This window comes from Mycobacterium sp. NGS40, from assembly GCF_059812735.1.
The window spans coordinates 1-22,323 of sequence record NZ_JCALDG010000037.1; the positions used below are offsets into that span (position 1 = coordinate 1).

Annotated in this window: 20 protein-coding genes and 2 pseudogenes; 7 read left to right on the forward strand and 15 right to left on the reverse strand. The window is 63.7% G+C overall.

Going from position 1 to position 22,323, the window contains the following annotated elements; genetic code table 11:
* Window positions 1-941 (reverse strand): annotated as a pseudogene (locus AC5Y5O_RS29440) (hypothetical protein); the annotation flags it as partial.
* A gap of 20 nt (window positions 942-961) precedes the next feature.
* Between AC5Y5O_RS29440 and AC5Y5O_RS29445 the strand changes: the two are divergent.
* The 4 genes from AC5Y5O_RS29445 (at window position 962) to AC5Y5O_RS29460 (ending at window position 3,756) form a co-directional block, all read left to right on the forward strand.
* Window positions 962-1,552: a TetR/AcrR family transcriptional regulator gene (locus AC5Y5O_RS29445; protein WP_061009838.1), complete on the forward strand. Its 591-nt coding sequence runs from the start codon at window positions 962-964 to the stop codon at window positions 1,550-1,552.
* On the forward strand, window positions 1,549-2,193 hold the full coding sequence (locus AC5Y5O_RS29450; protein WP_061004513.1) for a YHS domain-containing protein: 645 nt from the start codon (window positions 1,549-1,551) through the stop codon (window positions 2,191-2,193). Before AC5Y5O_RS29445 ends, AC5Y5O_RS29450 begins: the two co-directional genes overlap by 4 nt.
* A gap of 285 nt (window positions 2,194-2,478) precedes the next feature.
* The gene (locus AC5Y5O_RS29455; protein WP_061004511.1) at window positions 2,479-2,736 is read left to right on the forward strand and encodes a hypothetical protein; all 258 of its coding nucleotides are present in this window, start codon (window positions 2,479-2,481) and stop codon (window positions 2,734-2,736) included.
* A gap of 144 nt (window positions 2,737-2,880) precedes the next feature.
* Window positions 2,881-3,756: a polysaccharide deacetylase family protein gene (locus tag AC5Y5O_RS29460; protein WP_082761872.1), complete on the forward strand. Its 876-nt coding sequence runs from the start codon at window positions 2,881-2,883 to the stop codon at window positions 3,754-3,756.
* Between the two features lie 36 nt (window positions 3,757-3,792).
* Here the strand turns inward: AC5Y5O_RS29460 and AC5Y5O_RS29465 are convergent, their stop codons facing one another.
* A complete protein-coding gene (locus tag AC5Y5O_RS29465; RefSeq protein WP_179970404.1) occupies window positions 3,793-5,040 on the reverse strand; it encodes an MFS transporter in 1,248 nt (415 codons plus the stop codon).
* A pseudogene (locus tag AC5Y5O_RS29470) lies at window positions 5,040-5,747 on the reverse strand (pyridoxal-phosphate dependent enzyme); the annotation flags it as partial. The pseudogene AC5Y5O_RS29470 and the gene AC5Y5O_RS29465, both read right to left, overlap by 1 nt.
* 42 nt (window positions 5,748-5,789) lie before the next feature.
* Here AC5Y5O_RS29470 and AC5Y5O_RS29475 point away from each other — a divergent pair.
* Entirely contained in the window at window positions 5,790-6,371 is a 582-nt protein-coding gene (locus AC5Y5O_RS29475; RefSeq protein ID WP_133051271.1) for a hypothetical protein, read from the forward strand.
* Window positions 6,372-6,846: 475 nt separating this feature from the next.
* Here AC5Y5O_RS29475 and AC5Y5O_RS29480 read toward each other — a convergent pair whose 3' ends face one another.
* The 12 genes from AC5Y5O_RS29480 to AC5Y5O_RS29535 form a co-directional block, all read right to left on the reverse strand.
* Window positions 6,847-7,797 carry a DUF4238 domain-containing protein gene (locus AC5Y5O_RS29480; RefSeq protein ID WP_016895463.1) on the reverse strand — a complete coding sequence of 317 codons (951 nt, stop codon included), beginning with the start codon at window positions 7,795-7,797 and terminating at the stop codon, window positions 6,847-6,849.
* A 943-nt stretch (window positions 7,798-8,740) separates the two neighbouring features.
* Window positions 8,741-9,532, reverse strand: a complete 792-nt coding sequence (locus AC5Y5O_RS29485) for a DUF3298 domain-containing protein (RefSeq protein ID WP_016895464.1) — start codon at window positions 9,530-9,532, stop codon at window positions 8,741-8,743.
* A 4-nt stretch (window positions 9,533-9,536) separates the two neighbouring features.
* Entirely contained in the window at window positions 9,537-10,271 is a 735-nt protein-coding gene (locus AC5Y5O_RS29490; protein WP_016895465.1) for an Rv1363c family protein, read from the reverse strand.
* A 9-nt stretch (window positions 10,272-10,280) separates the two neighbouring features.
* Complete coding sequence (locus AC5Y5O_RS29495; RefSeq protein ID WP_101930910.1) at window positions 10,281-11,549, reverse strand: MlaD family protein; 1,269 nt, start codon at window positions 11,547-11,549, stop codon at window positions 10,281-10,283.
* Complete coding sequence (locus AC5Y5O_RS29500) at window positions 11,546-12,688, reverse strand: MlaD family protein (RefSeq protein ID WP_500028538.1); 1,143 nt, start codon at window positions 12,686-12,688, stop codon at window positions 11,546-11,548. The genes AC5Y5O_RS29495 and AC5Y5O_RS29500 overlap by 4 nt, the downstream gene beginning before the upstream one ends.
* Window positions 12,685-13,791 carry an MCE family protein gene (locus tag AC5Y5O_RS29505; RefSeq protein ID WP_016895468.1) on the reverse strand — a complete coding sequence of 369 codons (1,107 nt, stop codon included), beginning with the start codon at window positions 13,789-13,791 and terminating at the stop codon, window positions 12,685-12,687. The genes AC5Y5O_RS29500 and AC5Y5O_RS29505 overlap by 4 nt, the downstream gene beginning before the upstream one ends.
* Window positions 13,788-14,885 carry an MCE family protein gene (locus tag AC5Y5O_RS29510; protein WP_101930911.1) on the reverse strand — a complete coding sequence of 366 codons (1,098 nt, stop codon included), beginning with the start codon at window positions 14,883-14,885 and terminating at the stop codon, window positions 13,788-13,790. The genes AC5Y5O_RS29505 and AC5Y5O_RS29510 overlap by 4 nt, the downstream gene beginning before the upstream one ends.
* 4 nt (window positions 14,886-14,889) lie before the next feature.
* The gene (locus AC5Y5O_RS29515; protein ID WP_101930912.1) at window positions 14,890-15,930 is read right to left on the reverse strand and encodes an MlaD family protein; all 1,041 of its coding nucleotides are present in this window, start codon (window positions 15,928-15,930) and stop codon (window positions 14,890-14,892) included.
* Window positions 15,927-17,423 (reverse strand): MlaD family protein, encoded by a 1,497-nt coding sequence (locus AC5Y5O_RS29520; RefSeq protein WP_016895471.1) that lies wholly within the window; start codon window positions 17,421-17,423, stop codon window positions 15,927-15,929. Before AC5Y5O_RS29520 ends, AC5Y5O_RS29515 begins: the two co-directional genes overlap by 4 nt.
* Window positions 17,424-17,425: 2 nt before the next feature.
* A complete protein-coding gene (locus AC5Y5O_RS29525; RefSeq protein WP_016895472.1) occupies window positions 17,426-18,283 on the reverse strand; it encodes an MlaE family ABC transporter permease in 858 nt (285 codons plus the stop codon).
* A gap of 2 nt (window positions 18,284-18,285) precedes the next feature.
* The gene (locus AC5Y5O_RS29530; protein ID WP_050545737.1) at window positions 18,286-19,071 is read right to left on the reverse strand and encodes an MlaE family ABC transporter permease; all 786 of its coding nucleotides are present in this window, start codon (window positions 19,069-19,071) and stop codon (window positions 18,286-18,288) included.
* Window positions 19,072-19,255: 184 nt separating this feature from the next.
* Window positions 19,256-19,789, reverse strand: coding sequence for an SRPBCC family protein (locus AC5Y5O_RS29535; RefSeq protein ID WP_100225986.1), 534 nt, complete (start codon window positions 19,787-19,789; stop codon window positions 19,256-19,258).
* 365 nt (window positions 19,790-20,154) lie between these two features.
* Between AC5Y5O_RS29535 and AC5Y5O_RS29540 the strand changes: the two genes are divergently transcribed.
* Both AC5Y5O_RS29540 and AC5Y5O_RS29545 read left to right on the forward strand, forming a co-directional pair.
* Window positions 20,155-21,084 (forward strand): oxygenase MpaB family protein, encoded by a 930-nt coding sequence (locus AC5Y5O_RS29540; RefSeq protein ID WP_071288176.1) that lies wholly within the window; start codon window positions 20,155-20,157, stop codon window positions 21,082-21,084.
* Between the two features lie 91 nt (window positions 21,085-21,175).
* Entirely contained in the window at window positions 21,176-21,907 is a 732-nt protein-coding gene (locus tag AC5Y5O_RS29545; protein WP_071288175.1) for a TetR/AcrR family transcriptional regulator, read from the forward strand.
* Window positions 21,908-22,323 lie beyond the last annotated feature (416 nt).

Genomic DNA, 22,323 nt, shown 5'->3' on the forward strand with positions numbered 1-22,323 from the left:
ACCGCCACGGCGGCGGGCAGCGCGGCCCGCGACCGGCGCGACGACCCGAGGGCCAGGACAAGGGTGCTGATCACGATCACCGGCACGGCGGTGATCGCCACCGCGTCGGGATGGGCGCTGGCCAGCCTGAGCGCGCTGGCACCCCATGCGAGGGTGGCGGTGGCCAGTGCGGCGGCCGCAGGGCGTGCCAGCCGTCCGGGCAGTGGCAGGTCGTAGACCGCCAAGCCGAGCACCGCGAGCGGCAGGTCCGGGGTGCTGCGCCCCAGTGTCGCCAGCGCCGCGATGATCAGCAGCCGCAGCGCGGCGTAGCCGGCGACCGCGAGCGTGACCGGGGCGCCGCCCGGGACCGCGCGCCCGATCACGTGGGCGGCCAGCAGGCCGGCGGCCAGCATGATCGGCAGGTAGAGGGTCTCGGTGAACTGCGGGACCCCGGTTTCGTACTCGAAGACCAGTGCCTCGGCGTTCGCCAGCAGCAGAGCACCGGCCGCGGCCCGCAACGCCGCGGCGTTCGGGTCGATACCCGCCAGTGCGCCCAGGGCGATGGCGATTGCGGCGAAGATCACCAGCATGTGCGGCGGGCTCCACTCCACCGCGTCGCGGCCGAACGCGTCATGCCACGCATTGTCGATCGGCGCCGCCGCCAGCGCGGTGACACCGCCGAGGCACGCCGTGACCACCGGCCGCTGGGACAGGGTGGCCCGCAGCGAGCGCAGCGCCACCAGAACCCGCACACCCCACGCAGCGATCGCCAGGCCGACCACCGCCATCGCCCCGTACAGCATCAGATGGGCGGGGGTCCAGAAACTGTCGCGGCCGATGTCGGTGTGCCAGGACTCATCCCAATAGGTGGCCACAATCCCGAGGGCCCCGGCCGCGCAGACCGTCCAGCCCAGACCCACCGGCAGGCTGAGACTATTACGAGTCACTACTGAGACATTCATGTCTCAACTATGATGAGGGCATGCCTCAACGTCAAGGAGTTGTCGACCAGTCCCTGCTCGATGCCACCGCCGCGGCGATCGCCCGGTGGGGACTGCACGCCCTGACCCTGGAACGAGTCGGCATCGAGGCCGGGATGTCACGGGCCACGATCTACCGGCGCGGTGTCACCCGCGACGATCTGATCGCCGCGGTCACCGCGCAGGCGGCCGACACCTACACCCGCGCCATGCTGCCGGCGTTGGCCCAACCGGGCTCGGCGGCCGACCGGCTGCGCATTGCCCTACAGGCCTTGTGCGCCACAGCCGATGAGCACCTGCATGTGCTGGCCGGGTTTTTTCTCGCCCGCGGCGAGGTGTTCCACCAGCCCGGACCCGACGCGCTGATCGTCGATGTCTTCGCCGAACCATTCGAACGGCTGCTCCGCGATGGCGCCGCCGACGGCAGCCTGCGGGACCTGCCCCCCACCGTGACCGCCACCGTGCTGTTCAACCTGGTCGGCTGGGGCTATATCCACCTGCGCGCCGCGCACGATTGGAACGCGGCCACCGCCGCGGACGCCATTATCGGCATCATCTTGCGCGGCACCCTCGCCTGCGGTGCCCACCCATGACCGTCGGCGCGTGGACGTTCACCATGATCGACCTGGCCGGGTTCACCGCCCTTACCGAGGCGCACGGCGACGAATACGCCGCCGACCTCGCGGTCGACTTCGCCGACCTCGCCCGAACCGCCCTGGCGCCGGGCGATCGGTTCATCAAGTCGATCGGCGATGCGGTACTCCTGGCGTCCCCCGATCCCACCGCAGGGATCTACCTGACACAGCGGGTCCTCGAGCGCTGCGCCACGAAAGACCACTACCTGCTGACCAGGACGGCCCTGCACCACGGCCCCGCCGCCGGGCGCGGCAACGACTTCTTCGGCGCCGCGATCAACCTGACCGCGCGCCTGGCCGCACATGCCGGCGCCGGACAGACGTTGGCCACCGATACCGTCGCCGGTGCGGCCCGCGCCCTCGGCGTGCCCGTCGAGGATTTAGGCGAAACCACCTTCAAAAACCTCAGCGAACCCATCGGTGTTCACGCATTGCACCTCGGCGCCCCCTCGCCGGTGTCAACGGTCGACCCCATCTGCCGGATGCGCATCGAGCATCAGCAGGCCGCCGGATACCTGCGCCACCACGGCCACGAATACTGGTTCTGCTCACTGAAGTGCGCGGCGCAATTCGCGCGCGAGGCCGCCGACCAGCCGTAGCCGGTGCACCCCCGACCTCGGGTCCATTGCCTTTGGGCGTCGCCGCTGGCATCGCCCGCCGACATCGTCCGCGCCACGGCTTTCGACTCCAAAAGTGTTGGCCAGCACCAGATGCGCACCCATCCACCCGCGCCGGCAGCCCGGGCGCCGGGCGCCGGGCGGGGACGAGCCGGTCGCGGCGAGTCGCAACTGGCCGATGTCGGTCGGCACTGACGGCCCCTTCACAGGTCCACCATTTACTATGCAACTCAGTACTACCGCGATCCATAGTGAAGGTGAGCCACGATGAGTCCGATCCGTCGCGTACGTCCCACCCGCGCGTCGCTGTACACCGCGGGCTACCGGCGTGAGCGCCGCCGGCGGCTGGTGGGGTGGGCCCTGGTCGGCATCGGGGCGGTGATGGCCGTCGTGCACGGCATCACTCACCTCGGCCGGCTCACCCTCATCGGCTACCAGGACCTGCTGCTGGGCTATCCCATGGCCAGCGTGCTGGTGCTCGGCGGTTTCATCCTGGTCGGCTGGACTGCGAAACCAACACGGTGACAGCAACCTGCTACCCCCGGCGGGATGCGGTGGTTCCCGCGGCCGGATTGCGGCCGTTCGGGGGCTACCACAGCGAACCAGGGTCATCATCGCGACGCGATACACGGCGCGCGGCGCCGTGCACGAGAGATCAGAGGTAGGACCATGCCCATACAACGCACCGCCTTCGGCCGGTGGTGGAAGCTGGGCTCGTTCCTGGTCGTGCTGGTGACCGTGTCGGCCGTGCTGGTGGTCGTGGCCCGCCGGCAATGGGACCGCGACGCCGACCACATCGACTGCGCCACCAACAAATGCATCGCCTTGACCTTCGACGACGGCCCGTCCCCCTTCACCGACCGGCTCCTTCGGGTGCTAGCCGCCCGCGGCGCCAAAGCAACGTTCTTCCTTATCGGCAACAAAGTGGCCGCCAACCCCGATGCCGCGCGCCGAATCGACAACGCCGGCATGGAAATCGGCAGCCACACCTGGGAACACCCCAACATGTCCACGATCCCGATCGCCGACATCCCCGCGCAACTACGCAAAGCCACCCAGGCACTGCAGGCCGCCACCGGCCGTACCCCCGACCTGTACCGGCCCGCCGGCGGGCTGTCCTCGCCAGCCGTGCGCGCCGAAGCCGGCCGGCAAGGACTCGCTGAAATACTGTGGGACGTCATCCCGTTCGACTGGATCAACGACGCCAACCTGGCCGCGAGCACGTACATGCTCAAGACCCAAATCCGACCCGGATCGGTGGTGCTGCTGCACGACACCTACTCCAGCACCGTCGACCTGGTGTACCAATTTCTTCCGGTCTTGATCGCCAACGGCTACCACATGGTGACCGTCAGTCACCTGCTCGGCCACCGCGAACCCGGGACCAGCTACGGCGGCCGGGAAAACGGCCCACCCGCCAACGCCCTCGTCGACATCGCCCCGGACAAGATCCCCACCCTGGCGCCGACCCCATCGCCCAAACCGGCCCCCAACCTGCCGATCACCGACATCCCCAACCAAAACCCCGGCGGCCCACCCGCATAGGCGACCCCGCCTCCCAAACAAGGACCACCCTCACAGTCAGTGGGCGCCGACGGCCTGCAGGGCCAATCGTCCGGTCTTGTGCAGCCGGTACAGGGCCAGCGCGACCAGCAGGCTGATCGCCGTGAGCGACACCCAGACCAGTTCCGGCCGGCCGGCATGGCGCGCCGTCTCCATCAGCGCACCCGTGGCGAGATTTCCCACCAGGATGCCGACGCCGACGATGGTGTTGTAGAAGCCGTAATACGTCGCGACCAGCCGGTCGCCCGCCAGCGACACCACGGTGTCCATCTCGAACGGATAGACCGCGGCCGAGCCGACGGCCAGCAGCGCGGCCGTCAGCAACAGCGCGGCCACCGCGGCCGGTTGCCCCCACCGGTCATCGGGCACCACGATGAGCGGGACGAACGCCGCCGCGAGCACCAGCACGCCGATGGTCAGCGACTGGGCGCGGCCGTAGCGTGCCGTGAACCAGGCCGTGATGCGGATCTGTCCACCGATGGCGACCAGCCCCGATACCGCGAAAACTGCTGCCACGATGGCCGATTCATGGTGCGGCGACAGCACCGCGGCGTGTAGCGGCAGCGCCAGGTACACCTGGAACGTCACCACGTAGGTGCCCACCATCGACGCCGCGAACAGCAGGAACGGGCGGTTGGCGAGCACGGTGCGCCAGTCGTGCAGGATCGAGACCCGTTCGGTGACAGCATGATCGGCGTGGTCCTTCGGCAGCGCGAACAGCTGCGCGATGGTCAGGACTGCAAACACCACCGCCGCCATGCCCGCCGTCACCCGGAAGTCCAGCGCCATCAGGGCCAGGCCCACGAGCGGGCCGGCCAGGATGCCGCCCTGATAGAAGACGTTGAACACCGTGAACGCCGCCACCCGGCGCTCGCCCGAGTCCGCGGCCAGGTAGGCCCGCACCGCCGGGTTGAACAGCGCCCCCGCGAAACCGGTTGCCGCCGAGGCGATCAGCAGCGCCGGCAGGGACTGTGCGACCGCCAGCAGCCCGAACGCGGCCGTGCGCAACAGACAGCCCGCCACGATCAGCGGCTTGTAGCCCAGCCGGTCGGCCAGCGTCCCGCCGACGATGAACATGCCCTGCTGCGAGAAGTTCCGTACCCCGAGCACCAGCCCGACAGCCCAGCCGGCCAGGCCGAGCGGGCCGGCCAGGTACCCGGCCAGATACGGCATCAGCATGTAGAAGCCGAGGTTGATGCCGAACTGGTTGAGCATCAGCACCCGGCTGGGCCAGCCGAAGCTGCGGAACTGGGTGAGCACCGGCATCACAGCGATGCCGCGTCGGGCCTGCGCACCGTCGTGCAGCGGGTCCACGAATCCACCACGCGCTCAGCGTGGTCCGCGATCACCGCGGGCTCGGCGGGCGGCTCGATGCCGAGGAGGTTGTGCTGTCGGCAGTAGTCGTCGTTGTAGACGGTGTCGAAATACCGTTGCGGCCCATCGGGAAAGATCGCGGCGATGGTGGTGTCCGCGTCGTGGTGACGCGCCGCCCAACCGGCGACCAGCGCCACCGCGCCGCCGCTCCAGCCGCTGCTGGCGTAGCTGGTCGAGGCCAGGGCCCGGCACGCCCACACCGCCTCGGCGGGTGCCACCCAGTGCACCTCGGAGAACGCGGCGTAGTCGACGTTGTCGGGGTAGATGCTCGACCCCAGGCCACGCATCAGCCGGCTCTGCGCGGGCTGGCCGAAGATGGTCGACCCGATGGTGTCGACGCCGATCAACTTGAGGTCGGGATTGAACTCGCGCAACACTTTTGCCACGCCTGCCGAATGCCCGCCGGTGCCGACCGAGCACACCAGGATGTCGACGGTGCCCAGTTGCGACTGCAATTCGAGGGCGAGGTCGCGGTACGCGTCGACGTTGTCGGGGTTGTTGTACTGGTCGGGGTACCAGGCGGTGGGGTCACCGGCCAGGATCTGGGCGACCCGGTCGCGGCGGGCCTGCTGCCAGCCGCCGGTCGGGTGCGGTTCGGTGAATGCCGGCTCGTGCTGCAGGCGTTGTCCGGCCATGCGGATATGAATTTCGACGAGCTGGAGAATGATCTCGACGTTGCGGAGGGTGGCGTGCAGAACGCGCACGCCGCCGCAAGCCTGGTGCACCAGGGAGCTGCTCTCGACGCCCGGTGGGGCGCGGACTGGTCGCGGCCAAGGGCGATATTCGCCCGGCACGGCGCCGCGGTCCGGGGTGGCGCTACCAGAGTCCTGCCTGAGCGGTCGGTGGGCGATCGGATCGAACGCGCGCTCTGGCAACTGCCCCCGGCCGACCGTATGCAGAATTTCACCGGCCCCAGGCCCCAATGCCAGAGCGCGGTTCGCGCCACTGGCGCCCAATGCGTGTCGCGTGCGGTCTACCTCGGAACGGGGTCCTTTGGGGCGCATTGCTATACGCATGCGAACCGCCATGAACGCGATCAATATCGCATGCACCTAGACATCGTTGCTGCATCGCAGTCCGAACTGTACGAAAAGTTGTCGGATCAGCGGCATCGTATCGGCCAGGAGGTCAGCGAGCGTTGGCTTCAGACGCGCGCGGACCGTCGGCGATGGGCCGAAGAGGTGGGGCTTCAGCCCCGTTCGGCTGATGGCGGCGGTGAGTAACGAGAACACTTTGGGGCGGGGTGCCTCGCGTCGCACTAAGCGCTGTTGTTCGTGAGTAAAAGCCAGGCCCCGAGGGGCCGGCACTGGTGATGAACCACACCCCGCCGCATCTAGTGTGGCACCGGCTATCAAAATGTTCAACTAGTTGAATTTTGTTCCGGCGACTGGCTGCCCCAAGCTTGCCTCAACGACTTCGGTCACGCCGCCAATCACGATGCCGGCAGTATCACTTCGCAGATCGTGGCCGCTGACGCCTTCGCCGGAGAACCGCAGCTTGAAAGACGTCCGAAACATGGGCTGAGCGGCAGCGGCTGTCCGTCAGTCGGACGGTCGGCGACCTCCATCACGCGATTCGCGATGGCCTGATGCAGGGAATGTCCCCGACTCGGCTGGCCAAGCTGAGCGGGCTCCATGTATCGCGGATCTACCAAATCCAGCGGCGCGACGACGCTGAACTCACCTGCTGAGTGCGTGTTCAGCTCACGTAGGTGTGTAGCGCCTCGCCGACGTACTGGTTGGTGCCATCCGGTCCTGTCGCATAGCCGGGGCCCGTGCGGAACCGCAGTCGAGGTGACTGAGGCGCCAGGTCAAGTGCACTGAGTGCATGCCTCGACTGCGGCGTTCCCACGACAAACTGATGGCAGTCGCGGAAGGTATCAGCATTGATCGACCGTGGGTTCGGAAGCTGAGTCGGGTTAAGCGGTTCTCTGGACATCACCAACAACGTGCTCGGCGACAGCGCGAACCTGATCTGGTCCGCGTTTTCGACCCCGACGCCTCCGACTTCTGGGCCGGACCCGACGCGGCGCCAGAGCTGCACCGGGCGGTCGCTGGTAATCAGAATCGGGCGGCCGAAGTCGTAAACGCACCACCGCATGGACTCCAACCGTGGCGCGACCATCTCCGTGGCCACCTGCATCGCCATACTGTGCGCTTGATCGCCTGTTGGGGCGCTGGGCGATCCCTCTAGTAGGTCGCGCACCGTCTGGACCTCGTTCTCGTCGGGGTCATCGCCGCCGTCCAGTTCGCGTAGATGCTCGCGGACCACGTCGGCAGGTATTGGACGCTCGGTGGTCTTGGCGGCGAGGTCGATCATGAATTGCGCCTGATTGCGGTGGTGGACCGTTCGAGCCAGCTGGATGGCGAGATAGACGGCCATCAGCTGGCGGCGGTCGCCCGTGAGGTTGCGGTCCATCTTGAGCTGGTGTCGCAGAGACGGCCAGTCGGCTTCGAGGTCGTTAAAGAACTTTTCGCGCGCCTCGCTGATCTCGCCGGCGCCGTAGATGCCCCCGGCCACTGCCACATTGACGGTGCTGGACACCACCGCCTGCGGCATGTCGCGACGGCGGTAGGCAACCTGAGATTGGCCGTTGGCCCAGGCGTTCAGGTACACCCGCGGGACGAAATGCGGCCGCTTGGTAGCCATCCCTGGCAGCCTACCCATCCGGCGGAGTCCCCTCGCAAAGCGGCGTGTCTCGCCATTCGCCGAACGGCGCCCCGTAAACAGCAGCGGCCAATTCTCTCCGGATGAGTTGCCTCGAGTCCAGGCTGGACACGTTCGCGCCGGCGAGGGCCATTGCCCGGTCGACTTCGATCACCGACGTGTGTCAGAGAGCCTGGCGAGATTCCTCGCGCTCTTCTTGACCTGGCATCTGCCGCGCCTCGAATGGACCGCTCGTCAGGGGTTGCTTCTGTGCAATAGTGACCACGCGCGTTCGTCAGCCCCTGCTAGGGGCGTCGACCAAGGGTATGTGTCGGCGCCGCTGACGGTGGCTGAATGAGTTGACGAGCGTGGTGCAGTTCCGCGAATTCCGTTCTCCCGGTGCCGAATATCTTCAGTTGACGCCATCGGCGTTCGCCGCATCGATGTCCGCGTTCAAACGGGTGGCGCGTTCTTATTCCAGATATCACTCAATGTCACAAATGACAAAATTCTGAGGATCGGCATTCGGGGCCAGAACGGTGCGGGGGTTCGTCGTTGCAAAGGCGATCGCCGAAGTTATGCGGTTTGCTGTAGCCCAGCGGTGAGAAGAACGAAGCAAGCATCGGCGGTTGCCGCTAACAGTTAAGTGCGGCAACAAATTTCCCATAGACCGCAGATTCAGTATTCGCGCCCGGCGGCAAGCTGTGTCCCGTCGCTGCTGTGACTGGATCGGTAGTTTCTGCTGTTCATTCGATGTGGTCGCTGGTGGGGATGCTGACCCAGTTGGGGGCGGCTGGGACGCTGTCGAGATGCTCGGTACGCAAGATATAGGGACGGTGAACGGTATTGTGAAGTCATAGATTTCGTACCGCCGACAGGAAGTCTCATGGCGCGTCTACCCCTTGGCGTGTCGCTGTGAGCAGCGCCTGAGGCTAGATACTGCGCGCTAAGCGACGATCGCGAAGAACTGCGGCGCGATCAGGTCGTGCACCCGGGCCCACGGCACGGTAATGACCTTCAATCCCCGTCCGAACTGGTAGTCGGGGAAATGTAGTTCAATACCGGCGTCGGTTGGAATCCAGTATTTGAAGTTGTCAGCGACGGGTGCCATGCCGCTGGCTGATTTCCAAGCGTCTGGCTGGGGCGGCGGATAGGCCGTCGGCAGAATGGCTGCCGTCTGTTCGGACAGCCTAGTCAGGCCGACGCCCTTGTCTTGGAAGAGGTTATCCCAGGTGATGGGTGTTCCGTTTCGACTGTCATACACCCGGCTAGAGATGGTGTGGAAGGGCATGTTTGGTAGGTCCGTGTTGTATTCGCCGGTAAATAGCTCAGATACTGTGTTTGGGCGGATGTACAGCGTGCCCGTTGCGGTGAATGTCCAGTGGTGCGTGGTGCTCGGTCGCCATTCGATCGATTTCTCGTGCTCACTTGCCGCCGCATCGATGCCATCGTTGATGGCAGCGATCACATCTGGGTCGCCCCCTTCGACGCGTTGATAGCGAACTTCCCAGTCTCCCAGTCCATTCCAGCTTCTGCCGGCAATGTTGTTGGGGACGACTGTGTAAGGGTTGTCGTCGGGGTTCGGGCTGGCCCAAGCGGGGTTCGCGGCCGCTAATAGGACGGTTGCCGCACTCGCGATGGCTAGCGCGAGTCTTTCGAGTGTCCGCGTACTCATCGCATTGTCCGATTGGTAGATGCGGGTCCGATTCAGACCTCGCGATGGAATGGTCGCAAGCATTGCGCTAGATGATGTCGATTTTGCTTGCTAGCCAATGGTTGTCGACCAGTTTCATTGTCATTCGCACTCTGCTGCGGTCGATTCGAGGCTGAGGATTGACGATGTTGCTGATTGACTGGTCGATGAACAGCAGGACTACCACCTCGGTCTTGCTGGCAGACTTGATGGAAGCGTCGACAACGGTGCCTTTGCTCACTGCTTTGTTGTCGATCAACACTTGTCTGAGCTGACTGGCCGACTGGCTGTACATGTCTTTGAATTCACCTGTCGCCCCGTTGAGCACTTGGGCAAAGTTCTGATCGATGTTCCGGTTATCAACGCTGGTCAGGGCGACGGCGTAGGTTTGCGCGACCGCCAGGGCTGCGCGGCCGGCGGCGGCGGTGTCGTCCTGTTGTTTGAGCTGCCAGCCGACAAAACCCGAAAACCCCAGCGCTGCCACGAATGTGACACCGGCAACCACGATGATCACACGACGCAGCAGTCGGCGACGAGGCGTGGGTGCCGAGACCTTATCGGCATCGTCGTCATCAATATCGTCGTTGTCGTTGTCGTTGTCGTTGTCGTTGTCGTTGTCGTTGTCGTTGTCGTTGTCGGGGTCGAGATCGGTCGGCACGGACGGATCAGGTTCGGAAGTGTCCGGCTCGGCGTCTGCAGTCGCGGTAGCAGGGTGGCTGTCTTGCTGTTCGAGCTTGTCGAAGACGTCGATGCCATTCGCTTTTTCAAACAGTTTGATCTCCATGTGAGGCTCCTAGTTTGGTGGTGTCGATGGCAGCGCCGGGCCGCCGAACGGTGCGGGTATTGAATGGGGCCCGATTGGGGTGGGGTCGGTTTGAGCCAATGGGTCGTAGCCGGGCGGTGGGTCCGCGGTGTCGTCGCCGGGGGGACGCGGCGCGTTGCGGGCGCCACGAACCAGAACGGCTGGGTCAGGGTTCGTGCAGTACGTGTAGCGGTAGGGCTCAGGGAAATCGGGCAGTGACGCTGGCCGCCGCGGAAGCTTGTAGTCGCAGCTGTAGCGCGGGTATGCGTCGACGATTGCCCATACGCCTCCGTCGCGGATAACAGTTCCCAGTGAGTCGATGACTGATCCCCGTGTGGTGGGGAACAGTGCTTTGAGGGCAGGTACTCGCACGTAGGACAACTGTGCGATGGTGGTCAGATTGCCGAGCAGTTGGACCATGGTGTCGGAGTTGTCGTCGATAAGCTTGTCCAAGCCAGTCATGGGTGCGCGTCCGCGATCGAGGAGGGTCCGGAATCCGCCGTCCATGGCATTCACGCCGCCGAGGACTTGCCGCAAGTTGCCGGCAGTGTGGCGCAGGCCCGGGCTGACGTCAGCGAGCGTGGTCAAGGTGATTCGGCTGTTGTTCAGCACGCTGACGGTTTGTGGAAGTACCGAATCCAGCGTCGAGATGAGGAACGACCCACCGTCGAGCAGCGTGGCCAACTTCTGAGGCCCTTGGCGGCCGACCCGAAGTTCATCGGTGATGGCGGCGAGCTTCTTGGGGTCGATCTGGGCGAGCGCGCCGTCGGAGTCACCCAGGAGTCGCGCCAAGGACACGGGAATGCTGGTGCGGCTTTCAGCAACCGTGCTGCCATTGGTGAGGGCTGGTCCTTGCCCGTCCACGGGGCGAAAATCGAGATATTGCTCGCCGGCGGGAGACAGCGCCGAGACGCGTGCCAGGCTATTCCGGGGAACTCGTATCGCGCTGTCGATGGAGGCCACGGCGACGACACCCTTGTCGGTGAACGTGACGGACGCGACGCGACCGATCGGTGTACCGCGTAGCGTGACATCTTGGTTGGGTAGCAGGCCGCCCGATTCGGGCAGGAGCACTCGAATGGCGATCGTGGAGCGCGCCGGGTTGATATGCAACCCGCCCAGCAGGATGTAGCCAAGTGCGACAATCAATGTCAGCGCCAGGCTGACGCACGACACGACGATACGGTGGCGCGCCACCGCGCGCACAGTGTCAACGATCAGTCGGGCCGACCATTCGACCGGACTTGGCGCTGCCATCATGGATGCTCTCCGGGAGTGCTGTCCCTTTGTGGACCGAAGGCTTTGCCTAACAGTAGGTTCCACTCATATCGAAGGCTGCCGATCATGGCATGCCAGTCGGTCCCGTCGGGTCCGTGGAATCCCGGATCGCCGGGATAGTTCTTGTCGGGCAGGGAGCCGAGGGCGAGCTTTACCGCTTCTCCGGCGCTGTGCATCGAGGTCGAGTTCGAGATTTTCATGACGATGGGCAGGAGCCGGTTCAATGCGGTCAGTGAGACGTTGGGGTCGGTGCTGACATCGTTGAAGGCGGCTGAGAGATGGTTGAGGTCGGCGATCAAGCTGCGGGTGTCGGTTCCCTGCAGGGATGGGAATCGCGAGAGTTGGGTGGTGATCCGCGCGAGGCCGTCTACGAGGTCGGCAAGCTGGGCGGTGTTGTCGGCGATCACGGCGGTCGCTGGTGCGGCGGCGGCGATGGCGTCGTTGAGGGTGTGTTGTCGGTCGGTCAGCGTGGTGGCGAGCTGGGATGTGGCTTGCAGAGCTGTTCTGATTTGTTCGGATCGGGCGTTGAGCCGAGAGATCAACGTATCGGACTGCTGGAGCAGCTCGGCGACTTTCGTGCCGCGCCCGCCCATTGCTGAGCCTGCGCCGTTGAGGATGGATGTGAGGTGGCGGATGGGCCCGCCGTTGACGATCATTGCCGCGGAGCTGAGCACTTCTTCGACGGTGGCGCTGGCGGCGGTGGATTTGAGCCCGATGGTGTCGCCGTTGCGCAGCAGTGGGGCGCCAGCTGTGTGGTTGGTGTCTGGGCGCATCGCGACAAAGACGTCGCCCAGGGGGGTCGCTGAACGAAGTTCAGCGGTGGTGTCGGCGCTCAGCTGAACATCTGATTTGATTCGCATGGATACGTAGGCGGTGAAGTTGCGCGCATTGATCGATTCGACCTCGCCGATGTCTGCGCCGTTCAGTTTGACTTTGGCTTTCGCTGGCAGATTGAGTGCGTTGGAGAATACGGCGGTCAGTGAATAGCTGTCGGTGATGCCGCCGGGCGCCGGTAGCGGCACACTCTCGAGTCCGGATGCGCATCCGGTGAGGGCGGTGGTCAGCCCGACGGCTAGGACGCCGACAGATCGACGTCGGGTTTCGTCGCGACGGTGCGTCATCGGCGCACGCCCGCCATGAGTTCGAGCATGCCGGTCAGGCCGAAGTCCGGTCCGAAGTCTTGAATGGTGCCTGTTGCGCAACCCAACTGCTTGTCTCCGATGAGGTTGCACATCTCTTTTGCCATCTGACCATCGGCGAGGGTCTTATCGATCAAACCGTGCACGCGAAAGCTGCCGGCGTTGGCGTCGATAGCGTTGTATAGGTTGTCGATTGCCAGCGGCGCTACGTCGAAGAATTCGGCCAATTCTCGCCGGTAGTCGACGAGCGCGGTGGTGATGGTGCGGGCATCGGCAACAGTGCCCTTCAACGCGGCGCGGTTGTTCTCCAGCAGGGAGGCTGCTTGCTCCAGTATCTGATTGATCTTGGCGCCGGTAGTGCCCGAGCCGAGGTTTTCGTCGGCCAGGATATCGCTGAGTTGCCTTATGTTGGAACCGAATTCGCGGATGGTGGCGTCGTTTCCTGCGGCGGCTTGGGTCAGCTCTGCGAGGTTGTTCGCGATCGCCTGAATGTCTTTTTTGCTCTGGGATCCGTTGTCGGCGCTCAGGCGCAGCGCCTGGGACAGTTGGTCTAGGGCTGATTTGATGTGGGACCCGTTGCCTGAAGTGACCTGGGAGCTGATTCCGATCAGGTCCGCGAGCGGCCCCTGGCCATGGCCGTCGCCCTTCATCGCGTGCGAGAGCTTATCGACCATGGCCAACGTGCGGTCGAACTCGACTGGCGTGCGTGTGCGGGGCAGGCTCAGGGTGTCGCCGCTCTTGAGCTTCGGTCCGTTGCGGTAGGGGGGCGTGAGCTCGATGTGGCGATCGGTCAGGATTGATGCCGATACGGTCACCGCGTGAACATCGGAGGGAATATCGATTCCTTCGTCTATCGCGAGGGCGACGTCGACGTAGCTGTCTTTAGGCGTGATGCTGGTGACTGTGCCAACCGGCATTCCCAGCACGGAGACTGTATTTCCCACGTAGAGCCCGACACTGTCCTCGAATTGGGCTGTTACCGTGAGTGATTTGTCGTTGGCACGGGGAATCAGCGCGACAACGGCGACGGCGATCGCGGCGACGATCAGGGCGAGCAGTGCTGCTCGGACCAGCGTGCGGTTCATCGTCCGGGTCCTTCCGGGTTGGCCCTGGCTGGATCTGGTTGGGGCCAGCCGGGGAATGGGTCCGGGGTCGGTTGACAGTCCTTGAAGTACTGGGTCAGGTTGAACTGCTTGGCTCGGCCGCTGAGCGCGCACATCCAGGAGTCGACGAACAGGCCTGCGGGGAGCGCGGCGTCGCCTGAATTTCCACTGCCGAGGATGTTGGCGACGTTGCGGACGGCTATCGGCATGGCCTGCAATGTGTTTCGCAGGAGCGCGTCGTGTTCGGCGATCATATGGCTGAAGTCGCGTATCGATGCCAGCATTTGGTTGATGCCGGGTTGGTCGTTGAGTATTGATTTGAGGGTGTTGACCAGCGCGGTGGCGCTGGCGAACAGTTGCTCGAGTTTGGCTCGTCGGGAGACGATGTCGCCCAGCAGGTTCCGGCCTTGGATGACCAGGGAGCCGAGGTTGGCTCTCTGATCGCGGATCATCGAGGTGACGCTGTCAGCGCTGGTCAGCAGGGAGCCGATTTGATCGCGCCGGCCGGAGATGACCGTGGATAGCGACTGTAGGTTGTCCAGCGCGTGCGGGAGGGCGTCGGGGACCCCGTTGAGGCTCTGGGACAACGTGGTCATCGATTCGGCAATGCGGTCGGCATCGACTTGTTCGAAGGTTGTTGTCGCGTCGGCAAGTGTCTTTTGGAGGTCGTAGGGGACAGAAGTGTTTGCCAAGCCGATGGTTCGGTGGTCGAGGTCGCCTGATTCTGTCGGCGACAATTCGATGTACCGGCTTCCGAGGATGGTGGTGAGTTTGATCGCGGCACGGGTGCCGCTACCTAGGTGGACGTTGTTGCGAACATTGAATGCGACCGTCACGTGGTCGTCGGCGAGTGTGAGTCCCTTGACTGTGCCAACTTGAATGCCCGCGACGGTGACTTGATCGCCTGGCCGAATCTGGGCGGCTTGGGCGAATTCGGCGCGATACCGTGTCTGGCCGAGCGATAGATGGCCGATCAGTACGCTGGTCGCGACGATTATCGCGACAACGCCCAGCGTGATCGTCCCGAGCCAAATCTTGTTGTAGCCCTCGATGGGGCGTCGAATGCGACTGAACATTGTGCTACCTGCAAATCGGAGAGTGTTGGACGACGTTGCCTGGTGAGGCCAGACGGACAATGCCGGGGACCAGGCGGCCCAGGAACGCGAAGATGGTGACGTTCACATCGCAGAAGTAGATGTTTGCGTGTGCTCCTTCTTGGCTGATTCGAGCGGCGCCTTTGAGTATGTAGGGCAGGTTGGCCCCCAAATAGGCGAAGCGGTCTCGTCCGTCCCCGGTGATGTAGGAGGTGAATCCCGGCTCGCGATGGATGAGTTGTTGCAGGTCGGGGTTGACGTTGTTGGTGATCGCGGAGAGTCGTGTCACCGCGGCGGCGATGGAACCGGCGGACTCCACCAATTTCTCCCGTCGGTTCCCGAGGGTGACCATCACGTCTCGGGTTTGCCTGATGACGCGCTGTAGGTTCGCGTTCTGCGCCGCTAGATTGGTCATCACGGCGTTGAAGGCGGTGATCACGTCGCCCAGGACTTGATCGGGTCCGGCGAGCGATTGTGCCAACGCCGAGGTTTGGGTGATCAGTGCTAGGACCGAACCCGAATTCCCTTGAAGAGCCTGGACGACGCCTTCGGTCAGGTTGTCCACTTGTTGCGGGTCCAGGAGCGTGAACAGCGGCTCAAATCCGTTGAGGAGGTACGCGATGTCAAATGACGGCACGGTGTGTTCGACGGGTATTTGACCGCGGTTGTTGAGCACGGTCGGTTCGCCCGCTGTCCCTTCGGCCAGCCCCAGATATCGCTGCCCGATGATGTTTTGGTAAGTCACCGAGGCGACCGTGTTGTGATAGAGGGTCTGGGTCTGCTGCACCCGGAAGGTGACCTTGGCTAGGGTGCCCTGTAGGTCGACGCTGTCCACACGGCCGACGCGAACCCCGGCAACGCGAACGTCGTCGCCAGGATGCAGCCCCGAAACATCGGTGAACAGCGCCGAATACGTATTCGTTGGGCCGGCGATATCGCGGCGCAGCGTCACGAACACCAACCATGTCGCGACGATGGCCAGGACCAGGAAGAGGGTCAGGCCGATGAGTGGCTTGCGGTAACTCATTGGTCACTCCCTGTATCTGGCGTGATGTGGACCGTCGATCCGCGCGCAACGGGTCCGAGCAGCAGCTGCGTCGCCGCCGTGGCGTGGCCGCCTACGATCCGGCTCAGTTGGTCTCGTTCCTGTGCACTGCCCACCGGTCCCACGTTGCCGCCGATGGTCGCCGACTGTGGATACTCACTGGGTGGCTGACCGGCTTGTGGCGGCGGCGCCTCGGCGGGCAGTGCAGGCATCCGATCAGTTGACGGTGCCGGGGCGGTATCCGTTGGCAGTGGTGGGCTTCGGGCGGGATCAGGGGCCACCACGGAGTTGCGAGGTGGTGCGAGATTGGGCCGGTTCTCGGAGACACCCGGTGGGGGCGGGAAGCCCATCGACCCCAGCGCTGGCATCAACGAGGGCGCCACGGGAATTTCTGGGGCCGTCTGGCAGCTTGGGCCGGCCAGGTCGCCGTAGCGGGGGCAGTCGGCGCGTACATATGTCCGGCTCGGGGTAAAGGACACGGCGGCTTTGATGGTGACCAGTTTTGTCTCGGGATTCCACGCTTCGTCATAGAACTGATTGCTGAGCCGTTGCAGTCGAGTGGAGATTCCATGGAACTGGCCGCCGTTATCGGCGAGCACGCCTATCACCGGTGTGAGCTGGATGGTGATGTTGAGTAGCCTGTCGGTCTGGTGGTCGAAAGCGTCGCCGAGTTTTCCGACGGTGCCCAGTCCGGCGGACAAGAAATCGCTCAATGCCGAGCGTTTCGCGGCGACGGTCTGCATCGGTTTGACTGCGCTGCCGAGGGCGTCGAAAAGCTCAGGCGAGACCGAGCGCAGTTTGTCAGCGGCGTCGGTGAGTGCAGCAATCGTGGATGGCCCGGTGTCTCCGGCCACAACGGTGTTCAGTTGGGAGACAATCTCATTGAGGTCGTGTCCTGCGTCACGGAGTTTTTCTCCCCTTCCCTGCGTGGCCTCGCCTACGGCGGCCAGTACGCCGATGCGGTCAGCGTTGGGTTCGCGGCCGATGGCCGTGAAGACCTCACGGAATTTGCTGAGTGTCGACTGGAACAGGACGGTCGGCAGGCTTTGGTCTTCGCGGATGATTGTGTTGGCGCGCAATGGTGTAGCGCCCTTTCCGTTGTCGACCAGCTGTATCGATGAGACGGCGAAAACGTTGGAGGGCACAACCCGCGCGGTCACGGTGTCCGGGATGCCGCTGACGTATTCCGGTTTGAGATCGATATGGACGATGTTGAGTTGTCCGGCACGTGCCGGTTCGACGTCAGCCACCGACCCTACGAGGACGCCGCGGAACTTGACGTCAGATTTGGCTGGCAGACCGTCACCGACGTTGAGCAACTCGGCGTTGACTTTGACGATCTGGTCAAGTGTGCCTTTGGATTTCGCGATCATCAGTGTGACGCACGAGGCCGCGAGCACCAAGAAGCACACGCCCAACGCGAAAAGCCGGCGATTCGATGGACTGCCGGCCTCGTAGTCGAATGAGTTCGGCAACGCTATCCACCGAACCTTGCGCCGGTGTCGACTCCCCACAATGCCATGGTCAGCAGCATGTTCAAGATGATGGTCGCCGTGATACTCGCGCGCATCGCCCTGCCGGCGGCTATCCCGACGCCTTCAGGACCGCCGGAAGCGAAGTATCCGTAATAGCATTGGATGGTCGACGAGACGAAGACGAAGATGACAGCTTTGACGGTGGCGTACATGACATCTCGGCCACTGATGAACAAGGAAAAATAGTGCAGGTAGGTACCGAAGGACTGGCCCGAGGAAATGCTGACCACCAGCTGGCACGACAGGAATGCGACGCCTAGACAGACCAGAAAGAGAGGAATGGCGGCGACCACTGATGCCACGACACGTGTGGTAACCAGATAGGGGATCGGCCGGATCGCCATCGCTTCCATGGCGTCGATCTCTTCTGCGATGCGCATCGCGCCCAATTGTGCGGTGAATCGGCAGCCGGCTTGGGTAATGAATGCGAGGCCTATCATGACCGGCGCAAATTCGCGCGTGGAGCCGAAAGACGATAAGAGGCCTGTGGCGGGACCGAGACCCAGAAGGTTCAAGGCGTTATAGCCTTCGACGCCGATCATTGCCCCGGCGGTAAAGCCCAAAACCAGCGCGACACCGACGGTGCCGCCTCCCACTACGATCGAGCCGTTACCCCAGGCGATATCTGACAGGATGCGCAGAAATTCGCGCGGATAGTGGCGCAGCGTAATGGGAATCGACGTCAGGATTCGGCCGAACAGATACATCATGTGACCGGTTTTGGCCACTGCTCGGCTGGCGGCGACAGTTGTATCCAGCGCGAGGCGTACGCCTGGGGGACGATGGGTGACGACTGCCACGGCTACAGGGTCACTCTCGGGAAGATCAGGACGTACAGCTGGGTGATGGCAACGTTGACGAGCATGAGCAGCAGGGTTGATTCGACGACGGCCGCGTTTACCGAGTTCGCGACACCAGCTGGACCACCATGGGTGTCTAATCCTTTGTGGCAGCTAACAATTGCGACAATCGCGGCGAAGACGACCGCCTTGACCAGTGCCAGTGTCAGATCGCCGACGGTGGCGAAAGAGGCGAAGGTTGTGACGAATGATCCGGGCGTTCCGTTCTGCAAGTAAACGTTGAACAGGTAGCCCGCGATGAACCCGACGAAACAGGTTAGGCCGGTCAACGCAACGCCGACGACGATGACGGCGGCGAAGCGGGGGACGACGAGGCGGCGGATCACGGATACGCCCATGACCTCCATGGCTTCGATCTCTTCGCGCATCGTGCGGGAGCCGAGGTCCGCGCTGACGGCGGAGCCGACCGCTGCTGCGAGCAGGATCGCGGCCACGAGTGGAGCGCCCTGACGGATCACCGCGAGCCCGGTCGCTGCTCCAGACAGCGAGGTCGCCCCGATCTGGCCGGCAAGCAGGCTGAACTGAATGGATAGCGTGACACCAATGGGAATGGTCATTAAAAGTGTTGGGGTAAAGGCGGTCCCAGCCATGAACGCTGCCTGCTTGATGAATTCTCCCACGATGAATCGCCGGGTGACGATCTCGACGGCGAAGTACTGGACGGTACGGACGCCTAGCACCACTTGGCCGCCGACCGTGTGCAGCGACTGCAGCGGATGAGACCGCATGTACCGGCGGCCCCAATCCCCAATTTCCCTTACAGCCGAACGGGTTTCGGGCGGTCGCGATCGTGCGTGATTGGCTGTCAACAGATCTCCCGCGCGAGTGCAGGCTGGTGGGGTTCACCGAGAGTCACGTCGGCGGCCCCTCGTGATTGGTGAAAGCTGTTGGACCGCATAAATAGCCCATCCATCAGTTGCTCGTCTCCGATCCAGGCCCCCGCGTCGCGTCGGCCGGCCGCGTTTCGGTCGTACTTGCTGTGGGGCGGCATTGGAGAGGTGGTTGTGTTGCTCTGGTGCATGTCTCGCACAGTTTGTCTGTGGTGAGTCGTGCCGCGAGGGCCAGGAGCGGTTCGATGGTTTTGCTGAATGCCCGCGCTGCAACGCCGCCGGAGTTTCCGTAGCTCAACTCGAAATCCAGGACGGTTCGATCGTGAGCTTCGGGTTGAAGGCGCAGAGTCGCTGTGAAATCGAAGCCAGCCAAGGACCGCAGAGCAATCAGGTGGTCTTGTTGCCATCCTTGGATTTCTGCGGTCGAACTGAGCGTCTTCGGTCCCAGGTCGACGCCGCCTTCGAATACCGCTCCCGGGCCGTAATCGGCATCGCCAACGGGTCGTACGCTGGTGATGCCGAACACCCATTCGTTCATGCGCCGGTAGTCGGCCACGTAGGCGAACACGTCTGCTGCGGATCGCTCGATGACGCCCGTCGTGTGTATCTCGACCATTCGATACTCCCGTCCCATGAGTCTGGGTTCCTATTTGTGCTGCATCTGAGTCGACGCTGAGCGGGGGCGACGGCGACCTGGGCCGCGCCGCGGGTTCCTCCGTCATCGTGCGTCCCGAAGACGCGTCCTCACCGGTGTTTGCCAGGGCCCGGCGCTTCGGTAAATGTGGCACACACCACCCTCGATGTCAATGAGACACGAATGCATCTATTCGTCTCTGTTGTGCACGTCGGGCTGGGGTGGCTCTGTTCTGCAAGGTCGACGGCGAAAGTAGTTGAAAGGCGCTCCAGCGGCTAGTCATCGCCGAGACGATGCGATTAATTCGTCTCATTGACTTTCGGTCGGGCATGCGCCAATGTTGGGTCATGGCAATGATCAAAGAACCGTTCCGGTGCGAGGACGCAGGTTTCTTCGGCCCGGACTCGATCTCCTGGCGCATCAGCGGCCCGACGATCTTTCCCGGCGTTGTGGCCACGGGCGCGTACTTCTTCCTCAATCCTTGGCTCGCGAACATTGGCGTCTCGAATTCCACGGGTGCCACCGATCCGTGGAAGCGCATTGTCCTGACCACCGAGTACATGTTTGCGATCTACTTCGGTGACCGGGCGACCGCCCAACACGCCGCGGATGTGGTCAACGCGATGCACGATCACGTCGTTGGCACCTGGGGCCCGACGGGCGATCGTGAACACTGCGCGTCGGAACCGCGCAATTTGCTGTGGTTGCTGATTCCGTACGGACAGGGGGCGCTCGACGCGTATGACGCGTACGGGCCGAGGAAACTAACCCTTGAAGAACGAAATCGTTACTGGCGTGAGGAAAGTACGATTGTCGGCAGACTCAATCGCATTCCGGACGAGTTGATGCCGAAGAGTCAAGCTGAGGTCGACACGTATCTGGCGGCCGAACGTGCCAATCTCGCTCTCACCGAGTCAGCTCTGTTCGTCAGTGACACCTTCTTCCCGCGGCCCAGGGCCGGACTGAAGCAGGCGTTGTTGGCGCTGCCGGTGCGGGCAGCCTTGTCCACCGGTGTCGCTTTGGCCCCCGACTACCTCATGCGGCTCTACGGTAAGGAGCCCTATCCAGAGCTGATGAAGGCGGCGGTCAAAGTTACTCATCGCCCTCTGTTCTCGGCGCTGTCCGCAACGCCCGTCGTTCAGGACATCATTCCGATGGCCGTGAGCGCTCCGGTGCGCAAACTGGTGAGCCGGGCCCGTGAAGCTGCTCGTACCGGAAATTACGACAGGCCGGCGGCGGGCGACGGTCCGGCTCAACGACTGCGGACTGTCATTTGAGGCAACGGTTTGACGGTGCATAACGCGATATCGGGAACTGTGCACGGTCGTCGGCCGCCTACCGGTGCGCCGATTGTCGGTGCAGTAATCTATGGCATGCGCTGAACTGTCAGTGTCGGCGCGCGGCAAGCACGCGAGCCTTCGGGGTGTCGAGGACAAGGTGGGTCAGGCGGTGGGCGCAGTGTCCGGCGGGGACAAGACCACCCTGCCTAGGGGGAAATCGGCCGCCGACAATTCCGAAGAGGTGACGGCCCGCATTCTTGCTGCCGCGCAACAGGAATTCGAGATGGTCGGCATCCGGCGCAGCAGCGTCAGTGACATCGCGCGTCGCGCCGGGATGGGGCGGGCCACCGTCTACCGACGATTCCCTGGCCGGGACAGTCTCGTCGAGGCCGTCGCGGGACGTGAGCTGATCGCGGTACTGGCGCGAGTGGCATCTAATCTCGCCAACACCGACAATGCCGCCGATGCCATCGTTCAGCTCACGGTGGCAAGCGCACGCGAGCTCCGAACAAACCCGCTGTTAAACCGATTGCTCACGACCGAGCCCGAAGAGCTCTATGGGTACGCGGCGAAAAGTGGCGGAACGGCGCTGGCGGCCGCGCGCACGTTCGTCGCAGGATACTTGGAGTCACTGCCCCGCCATGGTCTGGCCCATGGGAGTGAGCCGGCGGTCGCGGCCGAAATCATGATTCGGTTGGCGATGACCCAACTGTTGATACCCGACGGCTTGATCCCGTTTTATGATGACGTCAAAGTCGCGGCATTCGCGCAGCGATATCTTGTGCCGCTAGCGACGGGTACCGTCCACGATTCGATGTAGTCGCTGTACCGCCAACGGCACCGACAATGGAGAGCTGGTCACAGCGATATGCCCCTGGCCGCACATCACCCACGTACAACGCGTACTTTGCAGCAAAACTGGCGCGATCGATACGAGTCGGCCGAAAGTCACATCGTGCCGGAAGTTCGGCGGCGGGCACCGCGTCCCCTTTGGCCGCCGCGTCGAGATCGGCGAGCCGTAGCGCAACAGCCGTGGCATCGCAGCGGTTTTACGCGCTGCCAACATCGTCTTGGGGCGGCGAGCCTGGCCGGCATATCTGCCACGCGGGACGGTCTTGCTCCGAGATAACGAGTGTCGATGCGCCCAGTCCGCGGCCACAATTGCGCATATTGGGGTGCGTCTCATGAGGGCAGGGCGAAGGGGCTGGAGTGGCCTGCGTATACGCCTGACACGGT